Below are 17671 nucleotides of genomic sequence, written 5' to 3' on the forward strand. Positions count from 1 at the left end.
GGGGGTTATCACATTGACGACAGGTGAAAAAATTACTGTAACTAATGGTGTTATGAATGTACCAAACAATCCGATTATTCCATTTATCGAAGGAGATGGAATTGGTCCTGATATTTGGGCTGCAGCATCTCGCGTAATAGAAGCAGCAGTTGAAAAAGCTTATGATGGTGAGAAGAAAATCGTTTGGAAAGAAGTGCTTGCAGGGGAAAAAGCATTCAACCAAACAGGCGAGTGGTTACCAGAAGAGACTTTAAATTTAATTCGTGAATATTTAATCGCAATTAAAGGTCCACTTACAACTCCAGTTGGTGGTGGTATTCGTTCTCTAAACGTTGCGCTTCGTCAAGAATTAGATTTATATGTATGTCTACGTCCAGTTCGTTACTTTGAAGGTGTTCCTTCACCTGTAAAACGTCCGGAAGATACTGATATGGTTATTTTCCGTGAAAATACAGAAGACATTTACGCTGGAATTGAATATGCACAAGGTTCTCCAGAAGCAGAAAAAGTTCTTGCTTTCTTAAAAGAAGCAATGGGTGTTAATAAAATCCGCTTCCCAGAAACATCAGGGATTGGTATTAAACCAATTTCAGAGGAAGGGACAAAGCGTCTTGTTCGCGCTGCAATTCAATATGCAATTAACGAAAAACGCTCTTCTGTTACATTAGTTCATAAAGGAAACATTATGAAATTTACAGAAGGTGCTTTCAAAAACTGGGGTTACGAAGTAGCTGAACAAGAATTCGGCGACAAAGTATTTACTTGGGCTGAATATGATCGCATTGTTGAAAAAGATGGAAAAGATGCAGCGAATAAAGCGATGGCAGAAGCAGAAGTGGCTGGGAAAATCATCGTAAAAGATTCTATTGCAGACATCTTCTTACAACAAATTTTAACTCGTCCACGTGAGTTTGATGTTGTTGCAACAATGAACTTAAACGGAGACTACATCTCTGATGCACTTGCTGCACAAGTAGGTGGAATTGGTATTGCACCTGGTGCAAACATTAACTATGTGACTGGACATGCTATCTTTGAAGCTACACATGGTACAGCTCCAAAATATGCAGGTTTAGATAAAGTAAACCCATCTTCAGTTCTTCTTTCTGGTGTATTATTATTAGAGCACTTAGGATGGAACGAAGCTGCGAATTTAGTAACTGATTCAGTTGAGAAAACAATTGAATCAAAAGTAGTAACTTATGATTTCGCACGCTTAATGGAAGGTGCAACAGAAGTGAAATGTTCTGAGTTCGCTAATGAACTTATTAAAAACATGGATGTAGCGATAATCAAAAACGCATAATTAAAGCGGGGGGTAAATTATGACAATCAAACGCAAGAAAGTTTCAGTCATCGGTGCAGGATTTACAGGAGCAACAACAGCATTCTTATTAGCACAAAAAGAACTTGCAGATGTTGTATTAGTGGACATTCCACAGCTGGAAAATCCAACAAAAGGGAAAGCGTTAGATATGTTAGAAGCGAGCCCAGTACAAGGTTTTGATGCTAACATTATTGGTACATCTGATTACGCAGATACTGCTGATTCTGACGTTGTCGTTATTACAGCAGGTATTGCGCGTAAGCCTGGTATGAGCCGTGATGACTTAGTAGCAACAAACTCTAAAATTATGAAAAGTATTACGCGCGACATTGCAAAGCATTCACCAAATGCGATTATTCTTGTATTAACAAATCCAGTTGATGCAATGACATATTCTGTATTTAAAGAAGCAGGATTCCCGAAAGAGCGTGTTATCGGTCAATCGGGCGTATTAGATACAGCTCGTTTCCGTACATTTATTTCACAAGAGTTAAACCTTTCTGTGAAAGACATTACAGGATTTGTTCTTGGTGGACATGGTGACGATATGGTACCTCTTGTACGCTATTCCTATGCAGGTGGCATTCCGTTAGAAACATTAATTCCAAAAGAGCGTTTAGAAGCAATCGTAGAACGTACACGTAAAGGTGGCGGTGAGATTGTAGGCTTATTAGGAAACGGTAGTGCATATTACGCACCAGCAGCTTCTTTAGTTGAAATGACAGAAGCGATCTTGAAAGATCAACGCCGTGTATTACCAGCTATTGCGTACCTTGAAGGTGAATATGGTTATAGTGACCTTTACTTAGGGGTACCAGTAATTCTAGGTGGTAACGGAATTGAAAAAATTATTGAATTAGAACTTCTTGCAGATGAGAAAGAAGCGTTGGATCGCTCTGTAGAATCTGTACGTAACGTTATGAAAGTTCTTGTTTAATAATTAAATATAAGTGGAAAAAGATTCGGGGCCCCGAATCTTTTTCTACTATATATTGAAATGTTTTTTTGAAATAATATGAAAACGCTATCATTTGGTGTATCCTATAATGAAACTATAGACTTATACTATACATTGCCCTCATCACAGTAAATTTCGGATAAGGTATCGCTTTTAGTAGGATAATAAGGTGAAAAAATCGGAGGGGGTTGTAACATGTTAAAGAAAAAAGTTCAAATTGGTCGTAGAATGGATGAAATTACAGTAGGAGAGAAATTATCTATCACTGAAAAAATTGAGGATAAAGATTTGTTATTGTACTTAGGGTTAACGAATGATGCCAATCCATTATATATTCAGCATGATTACGCATCCCAAACTCCGTATGAAAAGCCGATTGTCCCAAGCATTATGCTAACGGGACTGATTACAACGGCGGTTACGAAATATTTACCAGGTCCAGGTAGTCATATTACTAGGAAGGACCTTACGTTCGTGAAACATGTTCACCATTATGAAACGTTACAAATCCACTTTGAAGTTGTGGCTGTTTCAGAGGAGGAACATACAATTGATATGATTGTATTTGCTCATGATGAAAAAGGAGAAACTGTTGTAAAAGGTTCATTAACAGTAACACCACCTTTTAAATCTGTTTCCATTATGGAAAAAGCATTAGATAATTTTTAAAATATGAAAATATGAATAGCGCTAGCAAACCTTTTATAAGGGGCTAGCGCTATTTTAGTTGAAAAATCCTTCTTTGAACCCTTCAGCAAATTCTGAACAACCTGTTTTAATCGTATCCCAGCTAGGTACGTTAAAAGTAAGGAAACATGTTACTACTAAAGTTAAAATAGGTAGTAATATTCGCATAATAGCCTTCTTTTATCGAATTTATTTATATATTCAAAATAATAATGCGATTATTGGTAATTGAAGTCAATTAAGGGGGAGGTTTTTTTAGATGAAGTGGAAAAGAGAAGACGTTATCTTTGAAACGATAAGAGAAGCTGAAGTATGGGCCGATTCAATCGCAAATGAAATGTACGGGAAAGTATTTGATGGATATGAAACACCAGATTATAAAATAGCGTATGCTCTTTCGTTTTTCCTAGCGCAAAATCGAGAGTTTATAGTTCATACGGAAGAAGGGTTTAAAAAAGATAGATTCATCTATAAAGTTTGGATAGCGACCGGATAGAGGGAATGAAGTTACGATTGCTTTTATTTTCCGAAACTCTAGTACAAACGAGCTCCATGAATAGACAATTATATTGAGGGAGACCTTGTTTTCTAGTATGATGAGAATAACGGGGAAAATACTAGGATGAAGAAGGTTTCAAGTCTATAACTTGGAGGAAAAGAATGAACAATCGTATTTTAGTAGTTGATGATGAGGAATTTATCTTAACTTTAATTGAATTTAATTTACAACAAGCTGGGTTTGAAGTTATTACAGCAATGGATGGAGAAATGGCGCTTCAAAAAGCGACTACAGAACGCCCAGATTTAATTATATTAGATTTAATGCTTCCAAAAATGGATGGTATGGAAGTTTGTAAAGAATTACGATTGCAGCGTATTATGACGCCGATTTTAATGTTAACAGCAAAAGATGATGAATTTGATAAGGTGCTAGGTCTTGAGCTTGGGGCTGATGATTATATGACGAAGCCATTTAGTCCAAGGGAAGTTGTTGCTCGTGTGAAGGCGATTTTGCGCCGTACGAAATTACAGCAGGAAGAACAAGTTTCAGAATCGCCAGATGAAGAGAGCATCAAAATTGGAGAGCTTAAAATTTTACCGGAGTTTTATGAAGCGTACTTCCAAGGAAGGAAACTGGAATTAACACCGAAAGAATTTGAGTTACTTGTTTATCTTGCGAAAAATAAAAGTCGTGTATTAACTCGTGACCAATTATTAAGTGCTGTATGGAATTATGATTTTGCCGGTGATACAAGAATTGTTGATGTCCATATTAGCCATTTGCGCGATAAAATTGAACAAAATACGAAAAAACCGACGTACATTAAAACGATACGTGGTTTAGGTTATAAATTAGAGGAGCCAAAAGTGGATGAATAAGTTTCGTTCCAGGCTTCTTTTTACATTTGTTTCTCTTATCGTTTTTATTTTAGTTGGACTAGGTGTATTATTAGAAACTGTATTTGAAAACTACTATATAGATCATGCTAAAGAGAGAATGATAAAAGAGACACAGTATGTTGCGGTATTAGCAGAAGAGCAAGGGTTTGATGCTGTTTTAAAAAAGCCTTATGTATTTGAAAAGTTAGAAGAAAAAATACCAGCTTCTATTATATTTGTTGATGAAAAAAAGAAAGTTCAATATAGCGGAGGGCAACCATCTGCATTTAATCAAGAGATGATTAAAGAACTTTCTTCTGAAGCAGCAAAACAACGAAGTAAAGTGATTACGCAAGAAACAGATCAAAAGAATGAATTTTATCATGCGGTGTTCGTTCAAGATCTAGCAGGAAAACAAGGATATATTTTGGTGAAAAGTACAATTGAGCCATTGAAAGACGTACATCAAAAAACGTGGGGATTATTAATTATAGGATTTGTTATCGCTTGTCTCGTAGTCGTATTTTTAGGTATGAAAATTACGGGGCAATATATTAGGCCGATTGAATCGGTTACGAAAGTTGCCATTGAATTAGCGAAGGGAAATTATAAAGCACGCGCTTATGAAAGTCATTCGGATGAAACAGGGATGCTGAGTAAAGCGATTAATATTTTAGCTCGTAATTTACAAGAGATGACTCTTGAGCAGGAAATGCAACAGGATCGTCTGCATACGTTAATTGAAAATATGGGAAGTGGAATGATTTTAATTGATAGCCGCGGTTATATAAACCTTGTAAACCGTTCTTATAAGGAAACTTTCCACGTAACAGATGAAGAATATTTAGATCGCTTATATTATGAATCGTTTCATCATACAGAAATTATTGAGCTTGTGGAAGAAATCTTTATGACAGAAGTGAAAGTGCGTAAACAAATGTTATTGCCGCTTGGAATTGAGCGAAAGCATTTCGAAGTATATGGAGCGCCAATTATTGGGACGAACCATGAATGGAAAGGTATTGTTCTTGTGTTCCATGACATAACAGAGTTAAAGAAATTAGAACAAATGAGAAAAGACTTTTTAGCGAATGTTTCTCATGAACTAAAGACGCCAATTACTTCTATTAAAGGTTTTTCAGAAACGCTCTTGGATGGGGCTATGGATAATAAAAAATTCTGCGAACATTTCTTACATATTATTTTAAAAGAAAGTGAACGCATGCAAGGATTAATTGAAGATTTATTAGACTTGTCAAAGATCGAGCAACAAGGGTTTAAACTAAATATGGGGACCGTTGATATGAAGGAACTTCTTGAAGATATTCATATGGTGCTTGATAATAAAGCGGGAGAAAAAGAAATCTCTTTACAAGTGAATGCATTGAAACGAGTTTCCGTTATTGGAGATCCAGGCCGCTTGAAACAAATCTTTATTAATTTAATTAATAACGCGATTGTATATACACCGGCTGGAGGCGTTGTTTCTGTTGAATTGGCAGAAGATAAATATAATGCTTATATAAAAGTATCTGATACTGGAATTGGTATTAGTAAAGATGAAATTCCGCGTATTTTTGAACGCTTTTACCGAGTGGATAAAGCAAGAAGTAGAAATACGGGTGGAACGGGTCTTGGTTTATCAATTGTAAAACATTTAGTTGAAGCGCATCAAGGTACGATTACAGTGGATAGTGAGGTTGGGGAAGGAACAACATTTACAGTTGTTTTACCAAAATCAGCTACTGAAAAATAGGATGAAGGATATTTACAATATATTAACAATGGCTTAATTAAATATTAATAAAGCTCTGTTAATATAATATATGAAAACCCCTTCATCCAAGGAGTAATTTTGGACGAGAGTAGTTATGCTATTCTCGTCACTTCCCTTTATGCCAATGTAAGTCTGTTTATATATGATAGAAAAAAACCGTTATTTTTCTTCTCTCTATTAGTCATGTTAATATAGAGAGAGGACAGGAACGGTTTTTTTCTGTGGAAAAAATCGTTTCAAATATGTATGGGGAGGTTTGTAGTTTGGAAAAAAAAGTCGTATTAGTAGATGGTAATAATATCGCGTATCGTGCTTTCTTTGCACTACCGCTTTTAAATAACGACAAAGGTATACATACGAACGCAATTTATGGTTTTACAATGATGTTAATGAGGATACTAGAGGAAGAAAAACCGACGCATATGCTTGTGGCGTTTGATGCGGGGAAAACAACATTCCGTCATAAAACGTATAGTGATTACAAGGGAGGGCGTCAAAAGACTCCACCTGAGTTATCAGAGCAATTCCCGTTTATTCGTGAGGTGCTTGATGCATTCAATGTACCGCGTTATGAGCTGGAAAATTATGAAGCGGATGACATTATGGGAACGTTAGCGAAAGAAGCGAGTGAGCAAGGGTTTCATGTTAAAGTTATTTCAGGAGATAAAGATTTACTGCAACTTGTTTCAGATAATACACTCGTATGTATTCCTCGCAAAGGGATTACGGAAGTAGATGAATATACGAAAGAAGCTTTATTTGAGAAATATAGCTTATCACCAAAGCAAATTATCGATATGAAAGGTTTAATGGGAGACCAATCGGATAACATTCCAGGTGTACCAGGTGTTGGTGAGAAGACAGCCATTAAATTATTAACGCAATTTGAAACGGTAGAAGCAGTATATGAAAACTTAGATCAAGTGAGTGGAAAGAAATTAAAAGAAAAGTTAGAAGCGAATAAAGAACAAGCTCTTATGAGTAAAGAACTTGCGACTATTATTACAGACGCACCGATTACTGTGCATGTAGATGATATGGAATATAAAGGGTATGAACCAAGCGATTTGATTCCAATGTTCGAGAATTTAGGATTTACATCCCTTTTAAATAAGTTAGGTGTTACGCCGGAGGAAACGGCTCCAGCTGAATTAGATGATATTACATTTGATATTGTAGAAGAAGTTACAGAAGAAATGCTTCAGCAAGATAGTGCGCTTATTGTTGAAGTGCAAGAAGATAATTATCATAAAGCCGATATTCAAGGTTTTGGTATTCAAAATGAAAATGGTTGTTACTTCATTCCAGCCGATGTTGCTCTTAAATCAGATGCTTTTAAAGAGTGGCTTGCAAATGGGGAAATGAGAAAACATACATTTGATGCGAAGCGTGCTATCGTTGCTCTCAAGTGGAAAGGTGTAGATATTCAAGGGATTGACTTTGATTTATTAATTGCCGCTTATTTACTTGATCCAGCCGATACAGATAAAGATTTCCGTGCTGTTGCGAAAATGAAAGAAACACATGCGGTAAAATCTGACGAAGAAGTTTACGGGAAAGGTGCGAAGCGTGCTGTTCCGGAGCTAGAGGTAGTAGCGGAGCATGTAGCTCGTAAAGTGCATGTATTATATGATGTAAAGCAAACGTTCTTAGAAGAATTAAAAAAGAACGAGCAATATGAATTATTTACGGAATTAGAATTACCACTTGCACGTGTATTAGCTGATATGGAAGTGAAAGGTGTAAAAGTTGATACGGAGCGTCTTCGTAATATGGGAGAAGAACTTGCAGGTAGATTAAAGGAAATGGAACAGGAAATTTATAAGCTTGCGGGAACAGAATTTAATATTAATTCACCGAAGCAACTTGGGGTTATTCTGTTTGAGAATTTAAACTTACCAGTTATTAAAAAGACGAAAACAGGTTATTCTACGTCGGCGGATGTATTAGATAAACTTATGGATCGTCATGAAATTATTCCAAATATTTTACATTACCGTCAATTAGGAAAGCTAAATTCAACTTACATTGAAGGTTTATTGAAAGTTGTACATGAAGATTCATCTAAAATCCATACTCGTTTTAATCAAGTGTTAACGCAAACAGGTCGATTAAGTTCAACAGATCCGAACTTACAAAATATCCCGATTCGCTTAGAAGAAGGAAGAAAGATTCGTCAGGCATTCGTTCCATCAGAAGAAGGATGGATCATGTACGCGGCTGATTATTCACAAATCGAACTTCGTGTGCTTGCTCACATTGCAAAAGATCGAGGGTTAGTTGAAGCGTTCCAACATGACATGGATATTCATACGAAAACAGCTATGGATGTATTTGGTGTTGGGAAAGATGAAGTAACATCTAACATGAGACGACAAGCAAAAGCTGTTAACTTCGGAATTGTGTATGGTATTAGTGATTATGGTCTTTCGCAAAACTTAGGAATTACAAGAAAAGCAGCAGCGGAATTTATTGAAAAGTATTTAGAAAGTTTCCCTGGTGTACAAGAATACATGGATGAAATCGTAAAAGATGCGAAACAAAAAGGATATGTGGTTACATTATTAAATCGTCGCCGTTATATTCCGGAAATTACGAGTCGTAATTTCAATTTACGTAGCTTTGCTGAGCGTACAGCTATGAATACACCAATTCAAGGTAGTGCGGCTGATATTATTAAAAAAGCGATGATTATTATGGCAGATCGTCTAGAAGAAGAAGGATTACAAGCGCGTCTTCTTCTGCAAGTACACGATGAATTGATATTTGAAGCACCAAAAGAAGAAATTGAAAAATTAGAGAAGCTTGTACCTGAAGTAATGGAGCATGCAATTGAACTAGCCGTTCCATTGAAAGTTGATTATTCTTACGGTCCAACTTGGTACGATGCGAAATAAGGACGTGATGAAATGCCGGAATTACCAGAGGTTGAAAACGTTAGACGGACGCTTGAAAATCTTGTAACAGGAAAAACGATTGAAGATGTCGTTATTACTTATCCCAAAATAGTAAAACGACCGGATGATGCAGAAATTTTTAAAGAAATGCTAAGAGGCGAGACAATTGAAAATATAAAGCGAAGAGGTAAGTTTTTGCTTTTGTATGTAACGAACTATGTAATTGTTTCACATTTGCGCATGGAAGGTAAGTTTTTACTTCATCAAGAGGATGAGCCGATTGATAAACATACGCACGTCCGTTTCTTATTTACAGATGGAACTGAATTACATTATAAAGATGTGAGAAAGTTTGGTACGATGCATCTCTTTAAGAAAGGTGAAGAGTTGAATCAAATGCCTCTTGCTGATTTAGGCCCGGAGCCATTTGATGCTGAATTGACACCGCAGTATTTACAAGAAAGATTGCAAAAAACAAATCGTAAAATAAAAGTCGTATTATTAGATCAGCGTCTTTTAGTAGGGCTTGGAAATATATATGTAGATGAAGTGTTATTCCGTTCTCAAATTCACCCAGAACGAGAAGCTGCATCTTTAACAGAAGAAGAAATAGAAAGAATTTACGAGGCGATTGTTACAACGCTGGGCGAAGCTGTTAAGCGAGGCGGAAGTACAATTAGAACGTATATTAATTCACAAGGACAAATTGGTTCGTTCCAAGAACTTCTAAATGTATATGGGAAAAAAGGAGAACCGTGTGTGACTTGCGGTACGCTATTAGAAAAAACAGTTGTTGGCGGAAGGGGAACACATTACTGCCCAATTTGCCAACCTAGAATATAGAAAAGGGATAACATCGGATAGGCATTTGTCATATACATAGAGCAGAGCTATGTATAAGGGAGGAGCTTACCGATGTACCTTTATTTATCTCTTATTTTATTAGCTTTTACATTAAGCTTAGATAGCTGTAGTGTAGGGCTAACATACGGGTTAAGGAGCGTAAGAATTCCACTAAGATCAATTATAATTATCGGGATCTGTTCAGCAGCTGTAATGCTCGTTTCCATGGGAATTGGACATATGATCGCGAAAATATTTTCACCTGTTATCGCAACGCGTATCGGCGGATTTGTTCTTATTGGAATAGGTATTTGGGTATTATATCAATTTTTTCGAAGTGATAAAAAAGAAGAACCGAAGCAAGAGGAGAAGGTTTGGAAACTAGAAATTGCTTCGCTAGGGTTAGTGATTCAAATTTTGCGGAAGCCGACTGTTGCGGATTTTGATAAATCAGGAACTATCTCTGCAGGAGAAGCGTTACTTCTTGGTATTGCTCTTTCTATAGATTCGTTTGGTGCTGGAATTGGTGCATCTTTATTAGGTTATGCACCCGCGATGATGGCGGCATTAGTCGCGGTTATGAGTTCTTTATTTTTATTTATTGGAATGAAGCTCGGTACGATTTTATCAAATATGAAATGGTTACAAAAATTTACATTTCTGCCTGGGGTATTACTCATTATTATTGGAATTTGGAAAATGTAAGTATGGGCGTGGAACATTAGTTTCGCGCCTTTAATATTGTGAGGAGGATTATTATGACAGTAGTAATTGGATTAACAGGAGGCATTGCAAGCGGAAAAAGTACGGTATCAGAAATGTTTCGTGAAATGAGTATACCGGTTATTGATGCAGATATTATTGCGCGAGAAGTTGTAGAACGAGGAAAACCGGCATATAACAAAATTGTAGAGGTGTTCGGAACGGAAGTATTGCAAAAAGATGGAGAACTGGATCGACCGAAGCTTGGAAGTGTCGTTTTCTATAATGAAGAAAAACGATTGCAGTTAAACAAAATTGTTCACCCTGCAGTGCGTGAAGAAATGAATGCACAAAAGGAGATGTACATAAAAGAAGGTATGCAAGCGGTTGTGTTAGATATCCCCCTTTTGTTTGAAGGTAAATTAACAAGTCTCGTTGATCGTGTTTTAGTTGTAGCAGTTACGCCGAAAACACAATTAGAACGTTTAATGAAACGAAATAATTTTTCAGAAGAAGAAGCAACAGCTCGTATTCAATCTCAAATGCCGTTAGAAGAAAAAGTGAAGAGTGCAGATGAAGTGATAAATAATGATGGCACAATTATGGGAACGAAAACACAATTACAGGTGATTTTAAAGAATTGGAACATTATTGACTAAAAAATTGTGAAATTAATGAAAATGCTTAGTGACATATCTCCTTTTTGTGTTATACTATTATTGGGATTGGAGATAAATAGTATAACGCATTCAAGGGGGATAACATATTATGACTCGTGTGGCAATTAATGGATTTGGACGTATTGGGAGAATGGTGTTTCGTCAAGCAATAAAAGAAAGCGCATTCGAAATTGTAGCAATCAACGCAAGCTATCCATCCGAAACGTTAGCACATTTAATTAAATATGATACAGTACATGGTAAGTTTGACGGAACAGTGGAAGCATTTGAAGATCATTTATTAGTAGATGGGAAAATGATTCGCCTTTTAAACAACCGCGATCCAAAGGAATTGCCTTGGAAAGAATTAGGTGTTGAAGTTGTAATTGAAGCAACTGGTAAATTTAACTCGAAAGAAAAAGCAATTCTTCATGTTGAAGCTGGAGCGAAAAAAGTTATTTTAACAGCACCTGGTAAAAATGAAGATGTAACAATCGTAGTTGGTGTGAACGAAGACCAATTAGATATTACAAAGCATACCGTTATTTCAAATGCATCTTGTACAACAAACTGTTTAGCGCCGGTTGTAAAGGTGTTAGATGAGCAGTTCGGAATTGAAAACGGTTTAATGACAACTGTTCACGCTTATACAAATGACCAAAAAAATATTGATAACCCACATAAAGATTTAAGAAGAGCGCGTGCTTGCGGACAGTCTATCATTCCGACAACGACGGGTGCCGCGAAAGCGCTTGCAAAAGTTCTTCCACACTTAAACGGAAAACTTCATGGTATGGCACTTCGTGTACCAACGCCAAACGTGTCTCTTGTTGATTTAGTAGTAGACGTAAAACGTGATGTAACAGTTGAAGGTATTAATGAAGCATTCAAAAATGTTGCAAACGGTGCGTTGAAAGGAATTGTAGAATTTAGCGAAGAGCCTTTAGTGTCTATTGACTTTAATACAAATACACACTCAGCTATTATTGATGGTTTATCTACAATGGTAATGGGTGAGCGTAAAGTGAAAGTACTTGCTTGGTATGATAACGAGTGGGGCTACTCTCGTCGTGTTGTAGATCTTGTAACGTTAGTTGTTGATGAATTAGCGAAACAAAAAAATGTGCAACATATTTAAGTGAACGAGAGAGGGCAAGTGGAAATTTGCCCTCTTTTTTATTTTTTTCTGAAAAGAAAAAAATTATAGGGGTATATTTTCAAATAGTGGACAGACCAAAAAACGTTGTGATTACTGTATTTGTGAATCGTTTATTTTTTTTAGGGAAAAGTAAAGAGGAAATTATGACAGAAAATCGAAAAAACTGTTGTTGCAAAATGAAAATAAACAAAGTATACTAACACTCGTAAACTTAAGAGCTGAGGTACGTAGTCACTACTTAAAGGGTTAGGACCTCTCTGGACTAACTTTCCCCCGTGGTAGTGGAGCAAGCCAAATTGCAAATTAGTTTTCAATTCGAACAGTTAGAATAAATTTACAAGGGGGAACTGTAGAATGGATACTATGGATACGATGGGTCGTCACGTGATCGCTGAACTTTGGGATTGCGATTTCGACAAGCTTAATGACATGCCGTATATTGAACAATTATTTGTGGATGCAGCACTAAGAGCTGGTGCTGAAGTACGTGAGGTTGCTTTTCATAAATTTGCACCACAAGGTGTAAGTGGAGTGGTAATTATCTCGGAATCACATTTAACAATTCATAGCTTTCCGGAGCACGGTTACGCAAGTATTGATGTTTATACTTGTGGGGATCGTATTGATCCAAATGTTGCTGCAGAATATATTGCAGAAGGTTTAAACGCGAAAACGCGTGAGAGCATCGAGCTTCCTCGAGGCACTGGTAGCTTCGAAATTAAGCAGAGAGAAACAAAAGCTCTTTAAAAAAGAACATAATTGATTTAAAATGTAAAGAGGTGTATAATGCACCTCTTTTTTAGTTTATATAAAACAGGATCACGATATGTAATAACTTAGAGTGGTCATTATAGAAGAATGAGTTATATAATATTGTATATATATTTTCACATGTAGGTGAGTAGCGAAAGAATAAAGATTATATTGTAAAGGAGTGAATGAATTGCGTTGTCCATCCTGTTTTCATAATGGCACAAGAGTGTTAGATTCGCGTCCGGTAGACGAGGGGCGCTCTATTCGAAGAAGAAGAGAGTGTGAAAGTTGTTTAAGTCGCTTTACGACATTTGAAAGAGTAGAAGAATCACCTCTTATCGTTGTTAAAAAAGAAGGAACACGAGAAGAGTTTAATAAAGAGAAAATTTTACGCGGTTTAATTAAAGCGTGTGAAAAAAGACCTGTATCTTTAAGGCAGTTAGAGGAAGTAACACAAAGTGTGGAACGTGAACTTCGTAACTTAGGTATATCAGAAGTGAAAAGTGATATGATTGGTGAAATTGTTATGGAAGAACTTCGTGATATTGATGATGTTGCTTACGTACGTTTTGCTTCTGTGTATCGTCAATTTAAAGATTTAAATGTATTTATTGAAGAATTAAAAGATATACTGCAAAAAGAGAGAGAATAGAAGGAATCTCTTTATATACTGTAAGTAAACGAGATAAGAGAGCTAGAAGCGGAAGCTAATAGCTCTTTTTCGCTAATAAATTATATAATAAAGATAGAACGAGTGAAATGTAGGCTAGATTGGATGAGAGAAAGGAAAAGCAAGAATGGAAAAACAGTCATGGATGGAGCTATTGCCGATTGATCGTTATAAAGTAAGTGCGAAAGGGTTGTTACATAATTACGACCGGAAAGTATTAACGATGTTGTATCAGCCGTTAATAGGTAGTAGAGCTTTTAGCTTATACATGACACTATGGGGAGAGTTAGAGCAAGATCGTGTGTTTGGAAAAGAGAATACACATCACTCCCTTATGGTGACTATGCAAATGCAACTTCCTGAAATATATGGGGAACGAGTAAAGTTAGAAGCGATTGGTCTTTTAAATGTATATATTAAGAAAGAAAAAGATATTCGGATGTTTATATATGAATTGCAACCACCTTTATCTCCGAAGCAGTTTTTTGATGATATTGTTTTAAGTATCTTTTTATATAATCGCTTGAGTCGGACAAAATACAACCAAGTAAAGCAATATTTCTTAGAAGAAGAATTCGATTTTGCTTCTTATGAAAATGTTACGCGCTCCTTCAACGATATATTTGATTCGTTTAACCCAGGTCAGTTTGAATATGCGCAAGAAGAACTGCGTATCCCGAAAACGACAATTATGCCAAGTAACGAGAATGGGGATGCTCCGAAAGTTTGGAACGATTTCTTTGATTTCTCTTTATTTGTAGACGGACTATCAGCCCTTGTTCCTAAAAAGGCGATTACAGATCAAGTGAGAGAATGTGTTATTACACTCGCTTATGTGTACGGTGTGGATGTGTTATCGATGCAAAATATCGTTCTTGGCGCAGTGACAGAAGTGCAAACAATTGATATCGAAAGGCTTCGGAAGGGAGCACGCGATTGGTATCAATTCGAAAATGGTCAAGCGTTACCTGTATTAAGTGAAAGAGTGCAACCTCATGCTGCTCGTACAATGAAAGAGAAAGAGCCATCTACGCAAGAAGAGATGCTAATGAAACAGTTAGAGGAAATCTCGCCAAAACAACTATTGAAAGAGATTTCAGGCGGTGCAGAGGCGACGAAAGCGGACTTGCAAATCGTTGAGGATGTAATGATAAATCAAAAGTTAACGCCAGGGGTTGTGAATGTACTTATTTATTACGTTATGCTACGCTCAGATATGAAGCTTGCTAAAACGTATGTCGAGAAGATTGCTGGACATTGGGCGCGAAAAAAGGTCGGTACAGTAGGCGAGGCGATGGCGCTAGCGAAAGAAGAGAATCGTCAATATCAAGAGTGGGCTGAGACGAAGAAAAAAGGTCGTACAGCGAAGAAAACAGTGCGAAAAGAAATGGTACCAGATTGGCTTAAAGAAGAGTCGAAAGAAGAAGAGAAAGAACCTGTAAAAAATGACGTAAGTGCGAAAAAAGATGCAAGTACGTTAGAAGATGAACGGAAACGATTAGAAGAAGTATTGAAAAAATATAAGCGTGATTAATAAAAGAAAATGAACGCTCTTTGAGGTGAGAAAATGGAGCATATTCAAAATTCATTTACGAAATTAATGGAAAATAAAAACTTTAAAAATAGATATGAAGTCTTAAAGGCAGAAGTGATGGCGCACCCTCGTGTGAAAGAATTTATAGACGAACATAAAGGTGAAGTAACGACTTCTATGATTGAACGAAGTCTTGTGAAGTTATATGAATATATTGGACAAAGTGTAGGGTGTGCGGATTGTCCAGATTTAGGGTCATGTAAAAATATGCTACAAGGATATGAGCCGAAGCTCGTCATTCAAGGTAAGATGATTGATATTCAATACGATCGTTGTATTAGAAAAGTAGCATATGATGAGAGAAAAAAATATGAAAAACTCGTTCAAAGTGTATATATGCCAGTTGACATTTTGCAGGCAACTATGGAAAATTTAGACCCTTCAGATTTAGATGCACGTATTGATGCAATAGGTGCAACGAATGAATTTTTAAACACATACGAACCAGGTAAAAAAGCACAAGGTTTATATTTGTACGGTAAATTTGGTGTAGGGAAAACGTATCTTTTAGGGGCAATTGCAAATGAGCTTGCGCGAAAGAAAATTAGTTCGATGCTCGTATACTTCCCTGAATTTTTACGTGAAATCAAAAGTTCGATTCAAGATAATTCGATTAGCGGAAAGATTGATGCTGTCAAACGTGTACAAGTATTAATGTTAGATGATATCGGGGCAGAAGCGATGTCAAGTTTTGTACGTGATGATGTACTCGGTGCAATCTTGCAATTCCGTATGTTGGAAAACTTACCGACGTTCTTTACATCTAACTTTGATTTCAAACAGTTGGAACATCATTTAACGTATACACAGCGCGGTGAAGCAGAAGAGATGAAAGCGGCCCGTATTATGGAACGAATTAAATATTTAGCGAAGCCAATCCCAATTGGCGGGAAGAATCGTCGTAATAAGTAAAGAGCGAGCTGAGAAGCTTGCTCTTTTTTATCCCGCTATTGGCGGGCAGTAAGACTCCCACCTCAAAATTCGGCTGTAAAGCAAAGAAGTTAGGTGGGAGCCCTGCTGCCCGTAAAAGCCCGATTGGTGCGGGCTAATAATCAGTGAACGATGGACAAAACCTCCACTGATTAAAGTTTCACTTTATTTTAATCATTTTTTCAGAGTAGCTTGTATCATTTTTTTCTCCCTCCCTTAATATATATAAAATTAGCAAGCCATATCGAGTGGATGTTCTAACAATGGGAGATAGGTTTCTACTAAGAGTGAACTTCCATAGATCGGACTCTTATAGGATTTGTAACGTATAGATGCAATCCTTTAGAGCGGGGATAAAAGGGGGGACAAAAGTGATTGAAATTTGCTTCGAAGAAAAAAATGATGCTGTGTACGTATACAGACAACTAACGAAAAGAACAGAATCCTTATATAAGGAAACAAGTGTATATTTAAACGAACAAAAGGTTGTTATTCATATACCATTATGTGAATCAAATTATATTGAAAAGATTTTATTGCCAGTATTACTATATTTCATTATGAATGTGAAACAAAATGAATGGATTCATACCATTTTAAAGGAAAAGTTTTTTTATGAAGAACAAGAAGAGTGTCATCAAATATTGCATATGGCACAGGAGATTTTAAAGGAAAGAAGAAAAGGAGTATCTAGTGATTTAACACGTCAAAAATTTGAATCTTATATTGCGTCGTCTTTGAATGATTGGCTTTGTGATCCGCTCTCATTCTCGTTTTCATCATACGTTCGTTTTCGTCTTCGTACATATAGGGAAATGGTAACTAAGCTTGCTGAAGTTGCAATTGATGAGTATAAGATGGAGCAGGAATACCAAATATTCATTGAGACACTTCGCCAACAAGTAAGTAGCCGGAAATCACGTTTGTCCTGTGTACATCTTATTTTTGATGAAAGTTTTATTTTCTATGATGATAAAGGTAGGCGTTTAAAACAGGAGAAATTGGTTCAATATATAGATGAAGAATTATTAAAGAAACAGGATGTATATATCGATACGAAAGTAATTGCACCACTTCTTTCTATTTCGCCGAAAAAGATTTATTTATATACGAAAGAACAAGATCATAATATGATTATTACTTTGCGAAATGTATTTCAGGAACGAGTGCAACTACATGGATTACATGAGTTTGAGCGCAATGTGAAAAATTTAAAAAATAAAGGTAACGCCCTTGATTTTCTAAGTTTTTGAGCATATAATTACCTACATAAATGAAATATATTGAAATGTCATGATGAGGACATGGGTAGTTTTCTACGATTTTCAGAGAGGG

The 17671-nt window shown here is 36.3% G+C and carries 17 protein-coding genes and 1 other annotated feature (1 of these 18 running past the window's edge); of the genes, 16 read left to right on the plus strand and 1 reads right to left on the minus strand.

Annotated features, from left to right (window positions below):
- Nucleotides 1-13: 13 nt before the first annotated feature.
- The 3 genes from icd to MHH66_RS03860 all read left to right on the plus strand — a co-directional run bounded on the left by icd (nucleotide 14) and on the right by MHH66_RS03860 (nucleotide 2954).
- Nucleotides 14-1306 carry an NADP-dependent isocitrate dehydrogenase gene (gene icd, locus MHH66_RS03850; RefSeq protein WP_063218377.1) on the plus strand — a complete coding sequence of 431 codons (1293 nt, stop codon included), beginning with the start codon at nucleotides 14-16 and terminating at the stop codon, nucleotides 1304-1306.
- Between the two features lie 19 nt (nucleotides 1307-1325).
- Nucleotides 1326-2264: a malate dehydrogenase gene (gene mdh / locus MHH66_RS03855; RefSeq protein WP_002034284.1), complete on the plus strand. Its 939-nt coding sequence runs from the start codon at nucleotides 1326-1328 to the stop codon at nucleotides 2262-2264.
- 216 nt (nucleotides 2265-2480) lie between these two features.
- Nucleotides 2481-2954: a MaoC family dehydratase gene (locus MHH66_RS03860; RefSeq protein ID WP_002143344.1), complete on the plus strand. Its 474-nt coding sequence runs from the start codon at nucleotides 2481-2483 to the stop codon at nucleotides 2952-2954.
- 54 nt (nucleotides 2955-3008) lie between these two features.
- On the opposite strand, the gene MHH66_RS03865 is transcribed toward MHH66_RS03860, so the two are convergent.
- Entirely contained in the window at nucleotides 3009-3140 is a 132-nt protein-coding gene (locus MHH66_RS03865; protein ID WP_002015487.1) for a hypothetical protein, read from the minus strand.
- A 91-nt stretch (nucleotides 3141-3231) separates the two neighbouring features.
- Between MHH66_RS03865 and MHH66_RS03870 the strand changes: the two genes are divergently transcribed.
- From MHH66_RS03870 to ytxC, 13 genes are all read left to right on the plus strand, one after another.
- Complete coding sequence (locus MHH66_RS03870) at nucleotides 3232-3468, plus strand: hypothetical protein (protein WP_063218378.1); 237 nt, start codon at nucleotides 3232-3234, stop codon at nucleotides 3466-3468.
- A 164-nt stretch (nucleotides 3469-3632) separates the two neighbouring features.
- On the plus strand, nucleotides 3633-4352 hold the full coding sequence (gene phoP / locus MHH66_RS03875; protein WP_002129355.1) for a two-component system response regulator PhoP: 720 nt from the start codon (nucleotides 3633-3635) through the stop codon (nucleotides 4350-4352).
- On the plus strand, nucleotides 4345-6108 hold the full coding sequence (gene phoR / locus MHH66_RS03880) for a sensory box histidine kinase PhoR (RefSeq protein WP_002143343.1): 1764 nt from the start codon (nucleotides 4345-4347) through the stop codon (nucleotides 6106-6108). Before phoP ends, phoR begins: the two co-directional genes overlap by 8 nt.
- A 284-nt stretch (nucleotides 6109-6392) precedes the next feature.
- On the plus strand, nucleotides 6393-9026 hold the full coding sequence (gene polA, locus MHH66_RS03885; protein ID WP_063218379.1) for a DNA polymerase I: 2634 nt from the start codon (nucleotides 6393-6395) through the stop codon (nucleotides 9024-9026).
- Between the two features lie 12 nt (nucleotides 9027-9038).
- Entirely contained in the window at nucleotides 9039-9869 is an 831-nt protein-coding gene (gene mutM, locus MHH66_RS03890) for a DNA-formamidopyrimidine glycosylase (protein ID WP_002015480.1), read from the plus strand.
- A 72-nt stretch (nucleotides 9870-9941) separates the two neighbouring features.
- On the plus strand, nucleotides 9942-10574 hold the full coding sequence (ytaF, locus tag MHH66_RS03895) for a sporulation membrane protein YtaF (RefSeq protein WP_002190849.1): 633 nt from the start codon (nucleotides 9942-9944) through the stop codon (nucleotides 10572-10574).
- Nucleotides 10575-10627: 53 nt separating this feature from the next.
- Nucleotides 10628-11230 carry a dephospho-CoA kinase gene (gene coaE / locus MHH66_RS03900; RefSeq protein WP_063218380.1) on the plus strand — a complete coding sequence of 201 codons (603 nt, stop codon included), beginning with the start codon at nucleotides 10628-10630 and terminating at the stop codon, nucleotides 11228-11230.
- A 109-nt stretch (nucleotides 11231-11339) separates the two neighbouring features.
- Nucleotides 11340-12368: a glyceraldehyde-3-phosphate dehydrogenase gene (locus MHH66_RS03905; RefSeq protein ID WP_063218381.1), complete on the plus strand. Its 1029-nt coding sequence runs from the start codon at nucleotides 11340-11342 to the stop codon at nucleotides 12366-12368.
- 384 nt (nucleotides 12369-12752) lie between these two features.
- Complete coding sequence (gene speD, locus MHH66_RS03910; protein WP_002003660.1) at nucleotides 12753-13136, plus strand: adenosylmethionine decarboxylase; 384 nt, start codon at nucleotides 12753-12755, stop codon at nucleotides 13134-13136.
- A 196-nt stretch (nucleotides 13137-13332) separates the two neighbouring features.
- On the plus strand, nucleotides 13333-13794 hold the full coding sequence (gene nrdR, locus MHH66_RS03915; protein ID WP_001203686.1) for a transcriptional regulator NrdR: 462 nt from the start codon (nucleotides 13333-13335) through the stop codon (nucleotides 13792-13794).
- A 145-nt stretch (nucleotides 13795-13939) separates the two neighbouring features.
- A complete protein-coding gene (locus MHH66_RS03920) occupies nucleotides 13940-15346 on the plus strand; it encodes a replication initiation and membrane attachment family protein (protein WP_002015474.1) in 1407 nt (468 codons plus the stop codon).
- Nucleotides 15347-15379: 33 nt separating this feature from the next.
- Nucleotides 15380-16318: a primosomal protein DnaI gene (gene dnaI / locus MHH66_RS03925; RefSeq protein ID WP_002015473.1), complete on the plus strand. Its 939-nt coding sequence runs from the start codon at nucleotides 15380-15382 to the stop codon at nucleotides 16316-16318.
- A gap of 389 nt (nucleotides 16319-16707) precedes the next feature.
- Nucleotides 16708-17589 (plus strand): putative sporulation protein YtxC, encoded by an 882-nt coding sequence (ytxC, locus tag MHH66_RS03930; protein WP_078185051.1) that lies wholly within the window; start codon nucleotides 16708-16710, stop codon nucleotides 17587-17589.
- A gap of 31 nt (nucleotides 17590-17620) precedes the next feature.
- Nucleotides 17621-17671, plus strand: a binding site (T-box leader); it runs 177 nt beyond the window's last position.

It is taken from the genome of Bacillus sp. FSL H8-0492, assembly GCF_038006145.1.
In the GTDB taxonomy this organism is placed as follows: domain Bacteria; phylum Bacillota; class Bacilli; order Bacillales; family Bacillaceae_G; genus Bacillus_A; species Bacillus_A mycoides.